Origin of the sequence: Prosthecobacter sp. (assembly GCF_046154365.1) — a bacterium.
In the GTDB taxonomy this organism is placed as follows: Bacteria; Verrucomicrobiota; Verrucomicrobiia; order Verrucomicrobiales; family Verrucomicrobiaceae; genus Prosthecobacter.
On sequence record NZ_JBJXFV010000097.1, the window covers coordinates 32,513 to 49,535 of the forward strand.

Below are 17,023 nucleotides of genomic sequence, written 5' to 3' on the forward strand. Positions count from 1 at the left end.
AGTTACCCGAGGTCCGCCTGGATTTCCACCCAGGCGCGTTTCTCGAATGACTCCAGCACCGCGTCGGCCACGGCTTGGGCGGTGGCCCCATGGTCGAAGCCTGGCACAGCATCGCGGCCCTCCACAATGGCGGAGACAAACTCCCAGACAAGGTCGTAGCGGAACACGGTGCTGGGCACGCCTTGGGTCGGATCGCGCGGGCTGCCAGGGATCACCAGGAACTCCTTGGGGACCGGCACCTTTTCCATCGTGCCGCCGTATTTGCCCAGGATCACGTTGTTCGGGTCCGTGAGCTGATACGCCGCTGAGCCTTCCGAGCCATTCACTTCCGCCCATTCGTAACCAAAGCCATTGTTGTGGTGGCCTTTCATGAGGGTGCTGCCTTCCCAAACGCCGGTGGCACCATTGTCGAACAGGCCGATCAAAGACGACCAGTCATCGACCTCGGACGGAGCACAAGGCTGCCCGTCCACCGTCTTGTCACGTGGGGCGAACTGAGCCACCGCGCCGCAGATGGACTTGATCGGCCCCATCAGATCCTGGGAGAAATCAATGCGGTGAATAGTCATGTCGAAGAGGTCGCCTGCGCCGGCAAGCTTCTTGTATTGGCGCCAGCCCCAGCTGGTTTCCGGCCAGTCGAGAAAGCGCTGACTGCGGAAGTGGCGCGGCGTGCCCAGCGCACCACTCTTCACCAAATGCCGCACATAACGCATGGACGGCGCAAAACGGTAGGTGAACGCCGTCATGTGCCGCAGTCCCCGATCCCGCGCCGCCCGAAACATCTGGGCCGATTCCTCGAAGCTCAGCCCCAGCGGCTTTTCGCACATCACATGCTTATTGCCCTCCAGGCAGGCCAGCGTCTGCGCGAGGTGAGTGAAATTCGGCGTGGCAATGATGACCGCATCGACCTCCGGATCACGGGCCAGATCTTCATAGTTCGCATAAGCCCGCGTTGGCCCCCAGTCCTTCTGCCGCTGCTGCAGCAACGCCTCATTGGGATCCGCGATCGCGACCAGTTCACAACGCGGATCAAGCCGAATGCCGGGAACATGATGATAATCCGAAACCGCTCCGGCTCCGATGATGCCTATTCTGACTTTGTTTGCCATAGTCTGATGATTGGGTGGTGAAGGTGGAATGCAGGACGGGAAAAATCAAGCGAGTGAGCAAGAACGAGCCGCGACGCAGCCTTATGAAAGGCCAGAAGGCTGACAGGGCATCACTCCATCCAAAACGAAAACAGCCGCCCGTTTTTCACACTGAACTCCAGCCTCACCGGCTGGCCTTTACGAGCGCTGAGCTTCGTCAACTCGGGGACGGCGATGTCGATGGCATCGCGTTCGTTGATCGTGATTTTTTGAATCGAAGTGCCTGACTCATCGAGCAGGTTCACAGTGACGCGGCCAAACTTCACCGCCGCATTCACGTGCAGCACGCCGCCATCGTGAATGAAGGGCTTCGTGCGCAAGATGCCGGGCCGGTAGTTGCCCTCCATCGCGACAAAGCGGTCGCGCTTGATCGTGGCGAGGCCCAGCGAGCCGCGAAACGGCGACACACCGGGCAGCAGCTTCGGATTGTCCTCAGGAATCCAGCGTGTGCTGTGCAGGCCGTTTCGACCCGTGTAGTAGAACCACAACTCATCACTGACGACGAGCGGATCACTCGTCGGCGGCGAGATCACGCTGCGATCCCACTCGCCGAAGCCGCCCTGCGCGAGAAATGGCGAGCGGTCGCTGATTCGCTGCCACGTTTTGTTATCGCGGCTGATGCCGAGTTGGATCGGCAGCGTGACGCCGTCGGGATCATTCAAAAAAATGTGCACAAGGCCGATGTGCAGCCCCTCATACGGAATGCTGCGCATGTCATAAATCTCGGTGGTGGGCGAGTCCTTGGCATCACTCGCCAAAACGAGATCGCCCTTCGCCGGCGTCCAGTGGATGAAGTCCGTGCTCTCGCAGCGGATCACGGCGCGGCCCGCGTTGTATTGCAAATTTGGCTCAGCAGCATGCGCGGCCTTCTTTTCATCCGATACGACACCAAAGGCCCGGCCGAGCATGATCCAGCGTTGGCGTTTCTCATCCCAGTTCACATGGATCGGCGCATCGAGCGTGGCGTAGCTCGCCGGTTCGTTGTGCGGCGTCCACTGGATGCCATCCGGGCTAAAGGCCACGCCCAGCGCGGTGAGTTTGCCCGGCTTCGATGTGGGAGTGCGCTGAAACTTTCGGTCAATCCACAGGTAGGCCATCTTGTAGCGCTTCTGCGGGTCCGTTTCGCGCTTGTCTTTGATGACACCGCTCGCATAGCAAAAATAAGCCCACCCACGCTCGCGCGAGCGCAGGTAGGCCAACTTTTCCTGTGGTGCTTCCTTTTGATCAAACTCAAAACCGCTCAGGATCACCCGATTCGTCGGCTCCGCGTCGAACTGCGGAAACAAATGCAGCTTCGGCCGCTCCCACGCGATACCGTCCTTGCTCGTGAAGTAAAACACACCCGGCCCACCGCCATCGATCCACGCTTTGCAGATGCGCTCCTCCTCATCAAAGATCACCGAAGGCAAAAAGTAACCCTCCGGCTCCCACTTTGCGCGTGGCACGATCATCGGATTCGCCTCATGCTTTCGCGCCTGCTGCACCCGCCGCGTCAGATGTTCCGTGTGCTCAATGAGGTGATCATCAAGGAAAAGCTGATGCGTCTTGCCGATTCGCGGCGGTTCTCCGCCAAAAGCGGAGACAGCAGTGGACGTCAGGATCAGAGTGATGAGAGGGCGCACGACCTTCCATACGTCTGGCAGAGGCGGTTACTTCTTCTTTCCCACGCTCTTCAGGTTTCATCTGCACGGTCAGCGATTCGGTCCTCACACCATCTCCAGACCCTTCATCGTGCTCTTGCCTGTGGAGAACTCGCCAGCCTTGATGCCGATGCGCTGGAGCATGGAGACGTGCAGATTGGTTAGCGGGTGATTGTTCACTTTGTCGAAGGCGAGATGCTGGCCGTGCTTGAAGCCGCCACCGGCGAGCAGGACGGGCAGGTTGACGTTGCTGTGCGAGTTCGCGCTACCCATGCAGGTGCCGTAGAGCACTTGAGTGCGTTCAAGCAGGTTGGAGTCCTGTTCCTTCGTGTCGCGCATGGCGTTGAGGAAGCCGTTGAGGGCGTCGAACTGGCGTTCTTCATGCCCGCGCAGCTCACCGAGCACTTCGGGGCGATTGCCATGGTGCGTGATGTTGTGGATGACGGTGGTGTCGATGAAGAGCGAGATCACGCGCGTGCTGTCGGTCTCCAGCGCGAGCTTCATCACGTCAAAGGTCTGCTCCGTGCGGCGGACGAATTCCTTCGCGTCGGTGATTTCGTCGGGCGCTTTGGCGGCGACGGCGGGCTTGGGCTTGGTTTCCCACTCCTGGGCGCTGTGCAGGCGCTGCTCCAGTTCACGCACGGCGGTGTAGTATTGATCGAGACGGTTCTGGTCGTTCTTGGAGAGCGTTTTGCCAAGGCGTTTGGATTGATCGCTGACGAAATCCATCAGGCTGCGGCCACGCTGCAGCGCTTCGACGTTGCTGGCGACTTCTTTGGCGTTGCCTTGGAGAAACAACCGCTCAAAAAGCTTCTTCGGACTCTGCTCGGAGGGAATGGAGGCGCCGTTGCGTGTGAAGCTCATCGTGGCGTTCTCGTTGGTGACGGCGAGCACGAGCGAAGGATGCCGCGTTTGATTGCCGACCTCTTCAGCGGCGAATTGATCGAGCGAGATGCCGTTGCGGAAGCCGCCGCGTGCCGGATGCGGTGTGCCGGTGAGGAAACACTTCTGCGCGGTGTGGCCGCCATCGACACCGGGATAGCTGACGCCGGAAAACACGGTGATTTGATCGCGATGCGCCTTCAAGCGCTCCAAATAGGGACTGGGGGCGTAATCACGTCCGGCTTGCTCAGGGAAGAAAAACTGCGGCAGGATGCCCATGTTCGTCTGGATGCAAACCATGCGGCGCGGGATGCTCAATTTGGCCTGGGAGCCAAACACAGGCTGCATGGCTTCGAGCAACGGCAGCGTGAGCGTGACGCCGGCTCCACGCAGGAAGGCGCGACGGTTGAGAGGAGTGCGGGGGATGTGCATGACGTCAGTTCTTGGGCTTGGGTTCTTGCTTGTCAGTAGTTTCTACGATCTTGATGTCTTTCTTCTTCAAAACCTCCGCCACAGCCTCACGGCTGGTTTTGGCGGGATCAATGAAGGCGATGAGTCTGCCATCGTGAAAGCTGGCGGTGGCGCGCTCGACGCCCTCAATCGCGACGACGGTGGAATACGCGCCATAGGAGCAGCCGAGGCAGTCCAGACCTTCGATGGTGAACTCGATGCGCTTGAGCTTGTCATCGGCAAGAGCGCGCGGTTGCTGGAGTGTGAAGGTGTGGTTGGTGGCGTTGCGGACCTGGTTGTCGATCTGCTGGAGGATCTGCTCCGGCTTGGCCTTCTTGAAGCCCTGTGCTTCGTCATCGTAGGCGAAAGTGGCACGGGCGAGATCGTAGTTCACTTCGATGAGGCGGCAGTTTTCGAGCGCTGTGGCGGCCTTGATGAGCGCGTCTTTGCGATCGGGCTGAAACAGGCCGCGCACGCTGTATTGGACGGTTTGCTCGGCGGCGGTCGCCGACAGCGTGAGCATGATCAAGATGGCAAGAGGCTTCATCGGGTTTGGAAGAGCGGGCTTTGAATGATGGCGTGAATGAGCGTGCGAACGCCGCCTTGCGGGCCGGTTTTATCAAGGATGGCCTTGAGCGCGGGGCGGTCGCTGAAAGCGACTTCATGGCCGGTGCTGTAGCTGAGCAGGTTTTGCGCGAGGGCGCGCAGCAGCAACTCAGGTTTTGCGGCAAGAAGGCGCTGCATGTCGCGAATGTCGGTGAAGGTCAGGTCGCCGATCATTTCGCCGGCGGGATCGACCTTGGGGCCGAGCTTGAAGCTGATGCCGATGAAGGGATCAATGCTGCCGCGTGGTGCGGGATCGCCCGTGCCTTCGACAACGATGCGGTAGCGGTCGCGCTGACCGCCGATGACATCGAAGGATTCGAGAGCAAATCCCGGCGGATCAATCTTGGCGTGACAGCTTGCGCAGATGGCGTTGTTGCGATGCTGCGCTAGCTGCTCGCGGATCGTCGTGGTGCCGCGCACGTCGGGTTCGACGGCAGCAACACTGCTTGGCGGCGGATCCGGCGGCTGACCGAGCAAACGATCGAGCACAAAAGCCCCGCGCACGACCGGCGAGGTGGTGGTGCCGTTCGCGGTGATCTTCAAAATGGCCGCCTGAGTGAGGAAACCGCCGCGTGGGCAATCCTGTGGCAATTCAACGCGACGAATCTTTGGCCCGACGACGCCGTCGATGCCGTAGTGCGTGGCGAGCTTCTGATTGAGCATGGCGAAGCCGGATTTCACTAGATGCGTGGCGTTGAGATCCTTGTTGATGAGTTCGCGGAAGTAGGCGCGTGTTTCTGCGACCATGCTGTCCTGCAAATACGGGCTGAACTCGGGATACAGCTTCTTGTCGGGATCATTCGCGGCGATGAGGCGGAGCTTGAGCCATTGGCCAAGGAAGTCTTCGACAAAGCGCTGCGATTTCGCGTCGCGCAGCAGACGCTCGGTTTGCGCACGCAGGATTTTGGCGTCGTGCAGATTGGCGGCGACGAGTTCGGCATCAGGCGCAGAGTTCCAGAGGAAGTAGCTGAGGCGGCAGGCCAGCGCGTGCTGCGCGAGCTTGATTTCCGGCTCGGCATGATACAAAAAGTCCGGCGAGCACAGCGCCGAGCGGTAGGCCTCGCGCATGGCCGATTCGAAGCATTCACCGGCTTGCAGGCGGCCCGCGACGATGTCGATGTAGGCCTTGAGCGTAGCATCAGCGACGGGTTTGCGGAATGCTTTCGGCAAAAAGGCCGCCAGCAATCGCTGCGCATCGGCGAGTGGGTTGTCGCTGCGGACCGTCCAAATACCCGTGACCGGATCAGCCTTGTTCTTGCCACCACGCAGCCATGTTTTCTCCCAGTTCTTGCGCGCAGGCACGCGGACGTCGGGATGATCCTTCGCGATGAATTCCTCGATCGGCAGATCGCCAAACAGCAACTGGTGCGAGCGTGGTGGCCACACATCATGGATCGGTCCTTCGACATCCATCCAGTCAACCGCGATGCCCGGGCCGGTGAAGCCCATGGCGCGGTCTTTACGGCTGTAGTTTGCCGCCGGTGCGAGCGAAGCGACATCAAAGCCCATCAACTCGTTGTGATTCATCCACACTTCGAGTTCATGCTCAGTTGGTTTGAGCGAAGGTGCGTCGAAGTAATCGAGCGTGTAGTTCGGGTGCTGGCCGCCGCGCCCATCGGAGGTTAATTGCACCACGGCGAGCCGTGCCGCCTCGGTGCCGCGTGCGGGCAGCACCTTGCCCTTGTCCCATTGAAACGACCAAAGCGACGTGCGCACGCGATAGCGGCCAGGATAGATCGTGGTGTGGCCGCGAAAGTAGTAGTTCACCGATTCATCCTCGCGGCGGAAGACACCGACGGAACTGTCTGTTTCAAAACTGCTGATGCGCTCGTGTGCACCCTGATCGAGGTGACGGTGCTCGCTGGCGGGCGGGAAAGCGGGATCGGCTTTTTGATCCCGCAGCACGACCAAATCGCCCTGCATCGACAGATACGCGCCCTGGCCGCCGCGATTGAGCAGTGAGAGATGCACCTTTTGCGATGCAGGTGCCTTGGGCCGGGTGGCAATGGCCAGATCGAGCGCGAGATCAGCCGCTTCAACATACTTGGCGACGTTGACGTGCGAGACCTCAAGTGCGTCAGCATTTTTGTCAAAACCATGCGCGGTGCCATCGGCAGGCAGCAGGATTTGTAGCGCGAGGCCCGGCATGTCGAAAAGATCGCGCACCGTGTTCTCATACTCGACCCGCGTCATGCGCCGCACGCTCGTGCGGCTGGTTGCATCCAACTGGGCACGCTCCGCAACGATGAGGGATTGCGCCAGTGCCGCCGTCATCGCCTTCGTTTCCGCCTCCGCAGGACGCTTCTCCTTCTTCGGCGGCATCTCACCGGACTGGATGCGATCATGAATCTTCACCCAGTGCGCAAAGTTTTCTGCATTCGCATAGTCCGCCTTGAGTGCCGTGAGATCGAGATTGCCCTTCTGCGTGTCCGCATCGTGGCATTTCACACAGTGCTGCTCCAGAAACGCCGGCAGTTCTGCCAGAACGGGCAGGTTGAACAAAAACACGAGCGGGAGGACGATTGTGGGACGCATGTAAAAATGAATCGCCCTTACTTCCTTATCTTTTTCAACCCATCTTTGGCACACCTCAGCGCCCGGCTTTTGGTTGCATCACGAGTGGAATCCACGCCTTGGCTTCGATCGGCTGGCCATTGCATTCCCATTCGCGGCAAGCGTAGGCTCAATCAGCACGGTCAGCGCTTTAGCTTTCACGCCATCTCCAGCCCCTTCATCGTCGTTTTGCCGGTGGAAAACTCTCCGGCTTCGATGCCGAGGCGTTGCAGGATGGAGACGTAGAGGTTGGTGAGCGGGTAGTTGTTTGTTTTGTCGAAAGCGAGGTGCTGGCCGTGCTTGAAGCCACCGCCAGCGAGCAGCGCGGGTAGATTGACATTGCTGTGGGAGCTAGCGCTGCCCATGCAGGTGCCGTAAAGCACCATCGTGCTCTCCAGCAGTGAACTTCCGCCTTCCTTCGTCGTGGCGAGCTGAGTGAGGAAGTCGTTCAAGGCACCGAACTGGGCGGATTCATGCTCACTGAGTTCCGCGAGTGCCTCGGGACGATTGCCGTGATGCGTGATGGCGTGGATGACGGTGGTGTCGATGAAGAATGTGATCAGCCGCGAGCTGTCGGTCTCCAGCGCCAGTTTCACCACATCGAGCGTGAGTCGTGTGCGCTGGACGAACTCCTTTGCGTCGTCGATGTCCTGCGGTGGCTGCGCCTGCACGACGGGCTTCGGCTTGTATTCCCAGGCCTCGGCACTGCTCATGCGCTGCTCCAGTTCACGCACGCTGGTGAAGTATTGATCGAGCCGCTGCTGATCGCTTTTGGACAAAGTTTTGCTCAGGCGCTTCGATTGCTCGCCCACGAAGTCGAGCATGCTGCGGCCCTGGCGCAAGGCTTCGACGTTGGCTTCGATCTCGCCGGGCTTGCCTTGCACAAAGAGCTTCTCAAACAGCTTCCGTGGACTCTTGTCCGGTGCCACCGGCGCACCGCTGCGCGTGTAGCTCAAAGTCGGCCCACCTTCGTTGCTGCAAGCGAGACTGAGCGACGGAAACCGCGTCTCATTGCCAATGTGCTCCGCCGCGAACTGATCAAGCGACACCGTGTTGCGGAAGCCGCCGCGATCTGGATGCGGCGTGCCGGTGAGGAAGCATTTCTCCGCCGCGTGGCCTCCGGTGACGCCGGGATGACTGCAACCGGAGAAGATCGTCATCTGCTGCCGATGCGCGGCGAGCTTCTCCAGATACGGGGTGAGTTTGTAGTCCGCGCCCGCCTGCTCGGGGAAGAAATACTGCGGGATGATGCCCATGTTTGTCTGAATGGCCACGAGACGGCGCGGCAGCTTCCGCGCCTCATCTGCTCGGGCAAAGGACGGCAGCATCGCTTCGAGAAAGGGCAGGCCGATGGTCGCCCCGGCTGCGCGGAGCAGTGTGCGGCGGGAGAGGTGCTTTTGAGTGCTGATGTTCATGGGATACAAGTTGAGAGAAGTAAAGGTTCAGGGGTTATCACGAAAGGGTAGTAACCTGGCCGCGCTGGCCGTGAGTGTACGCATCTGGCGGATGGCGATGGCGTTGAGCTTTCGCAGCCGATCACCTGAAGGCAGGGCCATGTGAATGAGTTCAGCATTGAGACTTTCCATGTTTGCCAACACAAGCAATTGCTCAATGGAGGCATGGTCACGCATGTTGCCATCAAGTTTGGGATTGGCGTCGCGCCATTGGCGGGCGGTGCGGCCAAAAAGAGCCACGTTCAACAGATCGGCCTCGTTCGCATACATCATGGCCGCTTGAGCGGCAGTGACCTCTGGCGGGATGAGGTTCGCCTTGATCGCGTCGGTGTGGATGCGGTAGTTCAGCTTGGATAAGGTGCGGTTGAGGTTCCAGGCTAGAGACAACCTGCGGCTCTCATCCTCTTTCAACCTCTGAAACTCCTTGATGAGATAGATTTTGAACTCAGGGCTGATCCACATGCCGAACTCAAAGGCCAGATCAGGGTGGGCAAAGGTGCCTCCATAGCGTCCTGCGCTGGCGCGGAGACCGATGGCTCCCGTCTTTTCCACCCAGTCTTTCACACTGAGCTTGTAGCTGTTCAGACCTGCCTGACTTCTAATTATGGCGAATTCGCCGGAATTAAAATGTGGGTTATGAACCGTTTCCCAGATGCCCAGAAATTCGACGGTGTTGCGGTTGCGCAGCCAGTCGGAGATGAAGAAGTCGCCGTCCTTGGCCTTTAGCATGTCTGTCAGGGAGATGAACTGACCATCAGATGTGTTCAGCACGGTGATTTCCGTGCCCTGGACTTCAATGCTGGTTTTGACTGGCTTTTTCATGGCCTCAGTGCAGCTCCACCCGCGCCTTCTTCAGCGCGGCTTCGATGGCTTCTTTGTTCGTCTTCGTGGCATCGATCCACGCGGTGAGCGTGCGGCTGTCGGAGTTCACGCTGGCACGCTCGACGCCCTCGATCTTGGCGATGGCGATGTAGGCTCCGTAGCGGCAGCCTTTGCAGTCCAGCACGCCGACTTTGACCTGCACCTGCGTCAGTTTGCCGTCTGCGATGCCGGTTGCTTTCGTCGCGGTAAAGGTGCGCACGCTGGCTTTGCCGATCAGGTTATCGATGCGCTCCAGAATCTTCTCCGGCGCGAGTTCTTCGGGCTTCGGCTTCGGTTTACCAAGCAGGACCAGCGGGTCGTAGCTCAGCGTCGCGCTCGCTTTGTCGGCGTCGAGTGTGACGAGCTTTAGCTCCGGCAAGGTGGCGATCATTTTGTGAAAATCCGCGATACGTTCCTCATGGCTGAAGCCGAGGATGCGCACGGTCATTTCCTCCGCATGCAGCGAAGTGAGCGCGAGGCATAGAATGGCGGTGTAGAGTCTCATCGTGTTTGAAACAGGGTGCTGTGGGCGATTTCGTTCATGAGCGTGCGGATACCGCCGCCGTTTTTCTCCGCACGGGTCACGGTCTCCTCCAGCGCGGCGCGATCACCAAACGCGGTGTCCCGACCGGTCGCGAAGACGAGCAACTGCCGTGCGAGATTGTGCAGCAGACGATGTTTGTCCGCGCTGATGATCTCTTTGAATTCCCGGATGTCTTTGAAGGGACGTCCGTCGGTCAGCGCACCGGTTGCATCGACTTTCGGGCCCAGCTTGAACTTGATCGGGATTTTCGGGTCGATGCTGCCACGCGGCGCAGGCTCGGCTTTGTCATTGAGCGAGCGGTAACGGTCGCGGAAGCCGCCGATGACATCAAAGGCCTCCAGCGCGAAGCCCGGCGGATCGATCTTCGCGTGGCAACCAGCACACGCAGCGTTGTTGCGGTGCTTGTCCAGCATCTCGCGGATCGTCGTGGTGCCCTGCACGTCCGGCTCTACGGCGGGCACATTTGGCGGCGGCGGATCAGGCGGCTGGCCGAGCAGGCGGGCCATCACAAAGGCACCACGCGGCACAGGCGAGGTGGTGGTGCCATTCGCCGTCACCTTCAAAACCGCAGCCTGGGTGAGAAATCCGCCGCGCTCACAGCCGTCCGGCAGTTTCACACGGCGAATCTTCGGCCCGCTCACGCCTTTGATGCCGTAAAGCACCGCGAGCTTCTCATTGAGCATGGCGAAGTCGCTTTTGATCAAGTATCCGGCGTCGTAATTCTTTTCGATCAGTTCGCGGAAATACGCCCGCGTCTCTGCCACCATCGAATCCTGCATGTAAGGGTTAAATTCCGGGTAAAGCTGCTTGTCCGGGTCATTCGCGGCGATGCTGCGCAGCTTTAGCCACTGGCCGAGGAAATCGTCGATGAAGCGCTGCGCCTTCTTGTCCTTCAAGAGCCGCTCAAACTGCGCTGTGAGCGTTTTCGCATCACGCAGGCCGCCCTGGGCTGCCAGCGCAGTCAGTTCATCATCCGGCTGCGATCTCCACAGCCAATACGAAAGCCTCGAAGCCAGCGCGAAGTCATCCAATCGGCCAGCAGGCTCGATGTGATATAAAAAGTCCGGCGAGCACAAGGCCGTGCGATAGGCGAAGCGCATCGCCGTCTCAAAGCAATCGCCCGCTTTCAACCGAGTCTCCACCAGCCCGAGATAACCCTGGCGCGTGGCAGCTTCGACCGGACGACGAAACGCCTTCGGAAGAAAACTCGCCAGCAGCTTGTCCGCCTCCGCCAGCGCATCCTCCGGCTGCACGGTCCAGATGCCTTTGATCGGCGTGGGCCGGTTGTCCGCGCCGATGACTTCCTGTTTCAGCGGATTTCGCGTCGGCGCACGCACGCTCTTTTGCACGGCTGTTTTGAACTCCGTAAGCTTCCGCTCCCCAAAGAGCACCTGATGACTGCGCGGCGGCCACACGTCATGAAACGGCCCCTCCACATCCAGCCAATCACTCACGATGCACGGCCCGGTGAAGCCCATCGTGCGATTCACCTGCCCCCACGTGCCCACACGATACAGCACCACTGGCGCGAGTGAGGCGGTGTTGAAGCCAAAGGCCTCCTTCGGATTCATCCACAGCTCCAGCTCGTGAATTTTCGACTCCAGCGACGGCGCATCGTAATAACCGAGCACATAACTCGGATGCTGCCCTCCACGGCCATTTTCATTGAACTGCACCACCGAGAGCCGCGCGGCCTCCACACCGCGAGCGGGCAAAATTTGGCCCTTATCCCACCACAGGCTCCAAAACGAGGCCTTGGCGCGATACATGCCCGGATGCAGCACGACGAACTTCTGAAAGTAGGAGCTGAACGACTCATCCTCATGCCGGAACACGCCCACGCTGCTCATGCGATCAAACATGCCGATCTGCTCATGCGCACCATGATTGATGTGCGCATACTCACCCGCAGGCGGGAACTCAGGATCGATCTTCTTGTCGCGAAACAGCATCGCATCGCCCTGGATCAACATGATGTCAGGATGGTAGTTCCGCGCCAGCGAGAGCCGCACCGACTCCACCGGCGGAGCCTCCGGCTGCACCGCGATGGCCATGTCCAGCGCCTTGTCCGCCGCCTCAATGTATTTCGACAAATTGACGTGCGACACATCCAGCGCATCCGCATTCGTATCAAAGCCCAGCGCACTGCCATCCGTCGGCAGCATCATCTGCAAAGCGATCCCAGGCATGTGAAACAGATCCCGCAACGTGTGTTCATACTCCACCCGCGTCATCCGCCGCACGCTCGTGCGGTTTGCTTGATCATTCCGCGCCCGCTCGGCTGTGGTGAGCGATTTCGACAGCTCTCCGACCACCGCCTTGACCGCGCCCGCCTCCGGCCGCTGCTTCTCCTTCTTCGGCGGCATCTCCCCCGACTGGATGTGATCATGAATCTTCACCCACCGCGCGAAGTCCTCCGCATTCGTATAGTCCGCCTTGAGCGCCGTGAGATCGAGATTGCCCTTCTGTACCTCCGCATCGTGACACTTCACGCAATGCTGCTCGAAAAAAGCAGCGGGGTCTGCCTGCGAGGGCAAACCGGGAATCAGTAGGAACAGGAAGAGAAATGGCAGACGCATGTGAGGAAGCAATCGCCCTCAGTTCTAGCTTTTTTTCACTTCTGGGTCCACATCATCAGGCGCTCATTTCTAAACGCGACGGCTGAGTGCTGCGGAGGCGGTTGTGTGAATGCTACTCAATAAACAGGAACGCCTTCGTGTTCAGCAGCGCATGGATGGTGTCTTCGGCGCATGTGAGCTTTCGTGCAGCACAGAGGGCTTTTTCTTCGGCGGTGGGTTTACGGCTCAAAAGGGCCAGGTAGGCCGCTTCGAGTTGTCGGTCGGCTGTCGTGGCTTGGGTCACGTTGAGCATCAGTGGCGACCACGGGGAAAGCAGGGCCTTGTCGGTCATGATCTCGTTGTTCATGAGCATGAGGGCTTGTGGTATGGAGGCTTGGAGGTTGGCGTTTTCGACGAAATCGCGGTCGCTTTGGCCCAAGGTGCGGAGCGGATGACCGCGAGGCGCGGGAGAGTCGAGTTCGGAGGCGCGATGCCAGTCGGCGAGGATTTTCTTCGTGTGCGTGATGAAGTCGTTTTGCTTTTCGGCGGGGATTTGCAGGCGCTGGGCCAGTTCGGTGAACTGCACGACCTTTTGAGCCTCTACGGCCTTCAACTCGGCTTCAGTAGCCGGTTTGGGACCGTAGCCGGGGAGCCACATACGCCGCCAGGTTTCGCTCACCAACACGCCAGGGTTGGGATTGATCTTGTAGAGCGTGTCTTCAAAGACCTGGACGCCTTTTTGCTCAGCTAGGCCGTTCAAGACGGGTTTGATGAACTTCTCGACCATCTTCGTCGCACGCTCGCGGCGGATGTCTCCCTGGGCGTGACGCAGGGTCAGCACTTTCGCGTCGTCTTTGGTGCGGTTTGCCTGCGTCATCTCCTCCATGATGGCGGCATCTTTGGCCTGCAGCTCCATGTCAGGCCCGAGCGCCTCGTAGGCGATATCCACGAGCTTTTTGCCGTCAAAGGCCAGATAGGCATCGCAAACCATCTGCGAGATGCCGACGCGGCGCGCGTCGTTGAACTCGCGCTGCGTGTCACGCGCGTCTGGATCATGCGAGATGAGCGCCACGAGCGAATCCCACACCTGCTCCGCGCTCATGCGGCGCAATAAAGGGCCGGGGAAGTGGTAAACTGATCCCAGTGAATGTGCCTCGCTGCTGGCCTGCGCCTGATACACCCGCGTGCGTGCGATGGTGCCAAGGAATGCCTTCATATCGTAGCGCAGCGTGATCATGAGTTGGATGAGATGCTCCTCGAGTTCGGGAATCATCGCCTTGGTATCGTCACGCAAGTTGTCGAAGCGTTCCGCGACCGGCAGGCCAAGCATCTGCCGCCACAGGCGGTTCACGATGACGCGTGTGAAACGCGGATTCTTCGGCGAGGTGACCCAGTTCGCAAAAGCCTCGGCAGAGTCCTGACCCACAGTAATCGACGCAGCCTCGCCCATGAGCGAGGCGGGCATCATCACATCGAAAGGCTTGCCGTCATCCTCTTTGAAGTCGTGCGGCAGCTTCAAAACGCTGTCCGCTTTCCGATTCAGGCCGATGGGGCTCAAAAGCTGGCCCACGGGGTTCTTGATCACGCCAACCACGGGCCGGTAGTGCATGTCATCGAGGCGCTGCTGCTTTCTCGCTTCCGCCACTTTGCCGCCATCGGTGGCGGTTTTCTTTTCCGCTTTGAAATCGGCCTCGATGAGGTCCTGGCGGCGTTTGATCTCGACGCGCGCGCCTTCAAAGGCCTCGTTCACCGACTTGTTGGCATGCGTGTAGGCGGCGAGCTGGTAGAAATCGGTTTGCAGCCATTTGTCGAAGGGATCGTTGTGACACTGCGCGCACTCAATGCGCGTGCCGAGAAAGATGCGCGAAGTAAGTGCCATGTTGTCCAGCGGCATGTCGGGATCGCGCTGGTAGTAGCCGATGGCTGGATTGTCCCACGCGTAGCCTTTGGCGGAGAGCATCTCGCGCACGAAGACATCGTAGGGCTTGTTGTCGCGCAGGCTCTCGCGGATGTAGCGGCGATAGGCGGATGGGATGACGTTCGACGTGTTGACGTAGTGCGTCTTGAAGCGCAGCACATCGGCCCACACGTTGAAGAAGTGCGAGGCGTAGCTCTCGCGTTGGAGCAACTCGTCGATCAAAGCGCTACGCTTGCTACTTGCACTTGAGTTGAGAAACTGCCGCGCCTCCGCCGTCGTTGGGATGCGTCCAGCGAGATCGAGATAGATGCGCCGCAGAAAGGTCTCATCACTCGCCGGCGGGTTCGGCGTGACCTTTTTCACCTGCCAGTGCGTCTCCAGCACACGATCAATGGCTGCGGCGTGCTGCTGGAGCGTCGTTTCTGCGAGCGAGGCAGTGGTAAGGAGAAGCGGGAGGAGAATAGCGAGCTTCATGGCAGGAGAAATGGGTTGGAACGCCTGCGCTGTGGCGCACAGAGCGACGAATTGACAAAGCCACGCTCAGCGGGAACACTGCGCAGCATGATCAAGAGCAAACTCACTCCGCACCCACGAGATGTGGCGACACGGCAGGCTTTGGCGAAGCAGCCTCCGCCCTCGCTGGAGCTTGTGCTGCGCCAGGCGAAAGCCTCGCACAAAGTCAGGTTCGGCGGCCCATCGAGTGGGCCGAAGCCCGCCAGTGCCTGATCCGCGAGGAGGATTTTGAGGCGCTTCCTCTGGTTTCGGATGAGACCAGCGAACATGAGGTGCGCTTTCGACCGAGTGACCAGCGCGTGGTGAAGCGCACCTGGAATGGCACCTTTGGTATGACGCCTGTGCGGTCGGCGGATGGATGGATTCCCGCGATGGCGACGCCGCTGCAATACCTTCAGCGGTTTGCCGCGCTCAGCCAGCTCTTCGATGATGACCTCCGCTTTGAAGGCATCATCTTGTCCGCCAAGGAATCGCAACTCGTCGATGCCGTGCCGGGTGGATGCTCGATGGTCATCTCGCAGCAGTGGTTGATCGCCGCAGAGCCGGATGATCCCGCGCCTTCGCTCGAAGAGATCGCCGCTTACATGGCTGAACGCGGCTTCGAGCCGATCCCCAACTCGTTTTTCGGCTGGATACGCGGGACGGACGGCCTGCTTATTTTGGACGCTAAGCCGGACAACTTCGTCAAGACCGTCGCAGGCATCCTGCCATTCGATTTGATGATCGGTTGAAGGTCTCATGCGAAGAGGCTCGTAGCAGGCTTGCCCTTGTTCGCGACGGTGAAGGGACGCATCGTGGGCGAGTGCACGATCTGCTCCAGCGGCAGGCCGAGCGCGTAGGCGAGCGTGGCATTGAAATCGGGAACGCGGAGCGCATCGGACTCAATCTCAGCACCTGTTTTGTCGGTGGAGCCGAATACGCTGCCGCCTTTCACGCCGCCGCCGAAGAGCGCGGAGGAAAACGCCTTCGGGTAGTGATCGCGGCCCTGGTTCACATTGATCTCCGGCGTGCGGCCGAACTCGCTCGTGACGACGACGAGCGTGTCCTTGAGCATGCCGCGCTGACGCAAGTCCTCGACGAGCGTAGCAAGGCCAGCGTCGAGCTTTTCACAGAGATCCGGCGTGCCGACGAAGTTGTTTGCGTGCGTGTCCCAGCCATGCAGGCTGACTTCGACGAAACGGATGCCATGCTCGACCAAACGCCGCGCCAGCAGGCAGCCCTGACCAAAGGGATCGCTGCCGTAGCGCTCGCGCAGCTCTTTTTTCTCCTGCGTGAGATCAAAAGCGGCAATGTCCGCGCTCTTCATCATCTTGAAGGCTCCATCGTAGGCCTCGGCATAGGCTTTCACCTCGCGCTGCGGATACTTTTTGAGAAACAACGCATCGAGATCGCCAGCAAAGTCCATGCGAGCCTTGTGGGAGTCAGGCGTGAGTCCCTTTGGCAGTTCAATGTCGCGCAAACCCGCCTCGGGGTTGTTCACGAACAACGGCGTATGCACTGGAGGAAAGAAACCCGCGCCAGAATGACGGCTAGAATTGCCAATGTAAGCACTAGAGGGCAATTCGGGATTGCCCGGTCCCTGAAACACGCTGAGCCACGCTCCAAGACTGGGATGCAAAATGGTGCCGCGCTCCTCATAGCTGGTGTGCATGAAGTAGTTCCCCGGCCCATGCGCCCCCTGCGTGGAGGTGATGCTGCGCACGATACTGCCGTGGTGCATCTGCTTTGCAGTGCGCGGCAAGTATTCGGCGATCTGGATGTCGTCCACGCTAGTTCTGCTTTGTTAGAAAAATTCATTGACATTTTTGGTGGACGCGAGCATTAGGACGGACCGCGTGCGCGCATTCTGTGCGCACGCGAGCAAAGACAACAACCAGCCCAGGCCGACGTACGTCG

The 17,023-nt window shown here is 59.7% G+C and carries 13 protein-coding genes; 2 read left to right on the forward strand and 11 right to left on the reverse strand.

Going from position 1 to position 17,023, the window contains the following annotated elements:
* Positions 1-2: 2 nt before the first annotated feature.
* The 10 genes from ACKVY0_RS12390 to ACKVY0_RS12435 form a co-directional block, all read right to left on the reverse strand.
* Positions 3-1,109: a Gfo/Idh/MocA family protein gene (locus ACKVY0_RS12390; RefSeq protein WP_409215132.1), complete on the reverse strand. Its 1,107-nt coding sequence runs from the start codon at positions 1,107-1,109 to the stop codon at positions 3-5.
* A 110-nt stretch (positions 1,110-1,219) separates the two neighbouring features.
* On the reverse strand, positions 1,220-2,770 hold the full coding sequence (locus tag ACKVY0_RS12395; RefSeq protein ID WP_409215133.1) for a hypothetical protein: 1,551 nt from the start codon (positions 2,768-2,770) through the stop codon (positions 1,220-1,222).
* 84 nt (positions 2,771-2,854) lie between these two features.
* Complete coding sequence (locus ACKVY0_RS12400; RefSeq protein ID WP_409215134.1) at positions 2,855-4,102, reverse strand: DUF1552 domain-containing protein; 1,248 nt, start codon at positions 4,100-4,102, stop codon at positions 2,855-2,857.
* A gap of 4 nt (positions 4,103-4,106) precedes the next feature.
* Positions 4,107-4,667, reverse strand: coding sequence for a heavy-metal-associated domain-containing protein (locus tag ACKVY0_RS12405; protein WP_409215135.1), 561 nt, complete (start codon positions 4,665-4,667; stop codon positions 4,107-4,109).
* The gene (locus ACKVY0_RS12410) at positions 4,664-7,261 is read right to left on the reverse strand and encodes a DUF1592 domain-containing protein (RefSeq protein WP_409215136.1); all 2,598 of its coding nucleotides are present in this window, start codon (positions 7,259-7,261) and stop codon (positions 4,664-4,666) included. The genes ACKVY0_RS12405 and ACKVY0_RS12410 overlap by 4 nt, the downstream gene beginning before the upstream one ends.
* A 176-nt stretch (positions 7,262-7,437) precedes the next feature.
* Positions 7,438-8,694 carry a DUF1552 domain-containing protein gene (locus ACKVY0_RS12415; RefSeq protein WP_409215137.1) on the reverse strand — a complete coding sequence of 419 codons (1,257 nt, stop codon included), beginning with the start codon at positions 8,692-8,694 and terminating at the stop codon, positions 7,438-7,440.
* 27 nt (positions 8,695-8,721) lie between these two features.
* Positions 8,722-9,555 carry a KilA-N domain-containing protein gene (locus tag ACKVY0_RS12420; RefSeq protein ID WP_409215138.1) on the reverse strand — a complete coding sequence of 278 codons (834 nt, stop codon included), beginning with the start codon at positions 9,553-9,555 and terminating at the stop codon, positions 8,722-8,724.
* A 4-nt stretch (positions 9,556-9,559) separates the two neighbouring features.
* Complete coding sequence (locus tag ACKVY0_RS12425; protein WP_409215139.1) at positions 9,560-10,099, reverse strand: heavy-metal-associated domain-containing protein; 540 nt, start codon at positions 10,097-10,099, stop codon at positions 9,560-9,562.
* Positions 10,096-12,717, reverse strand: a complete 2,622-nt coding sequence (locus ACKVY0_RS12430) for a DUF1592 domain-containing protein (protein WP_409215140.1) — start codon at positions 12,715-12,717, stop codon at positions 10,096-10,098. Before ACKVY0_RS12430 ends, ACKVY0_RS12425 begins: the two co-directional genes overlap by 4 nt.
* Positions 12,718-12,829: 112 nt before the next feature.
* Positions 12,830-15,088 carry a DUF1549 domain-containing protein gene (locus ACKVY0_RS12435; RefSeq protein ID WP_409215141.1) on the reverse strand — a complete coding sequence of 753 codons (2,259 nt, stop codon included), beginning with the start codon at positions 15,086-15,088 and terminating at the stop codon, positions 12,830-12,832.
* A gap of 87 nt (positions 15,089-15,175) precedes the next feature.
* Between ACKVY0_RS12435 and ACKVY0_RS12440 the strand changes: the two genes are divergently transcribed.
* On the forward strand, positions 15,176-15,340 hold the full coding sequence (locus tag ACKVY0_RS12440) for a hypothetical protein (RefSeq protein WP_409215142.1): 165 nt from the start codon (positions 15,176-15,178) through the stop codon (positions 15,338-15,340).
* A gap of 89 nt (positions 15,341-15,429) precedes the next feature.
* Positions 15,430-15,858, forward strand: coding sequence for a hypothetical protein (locus tag ACKVY0_RS12445; RefSeq protein WP_409215143.1), 429 nt, complete (start codon positions 15,430-15,432; stop codon positions 15,856-15,858).
* A gap of 5 nt (positions 15,859-15,863) precedes the next feature.
* Here the strand turns inward: ACKVY0_RS12445 and ACKVY0_RS12450 are convergent, their stop codons facing one another.
* Positions 15,864-16,895 carry a DUF1501 domain-containing protein gene (locus ACKVY0_RS12450; protein ID WP_409215144.1) on the reverse strand — a complete coding sequence of 344 codons (1,032 nt, stop codon included), beginning with the start codon at positions 16,893-16,895 and terminating at the stop codon, positions 15,864-15,866.
* Positions 16,896-17,023: the final 128 nt, after the last annotated feature.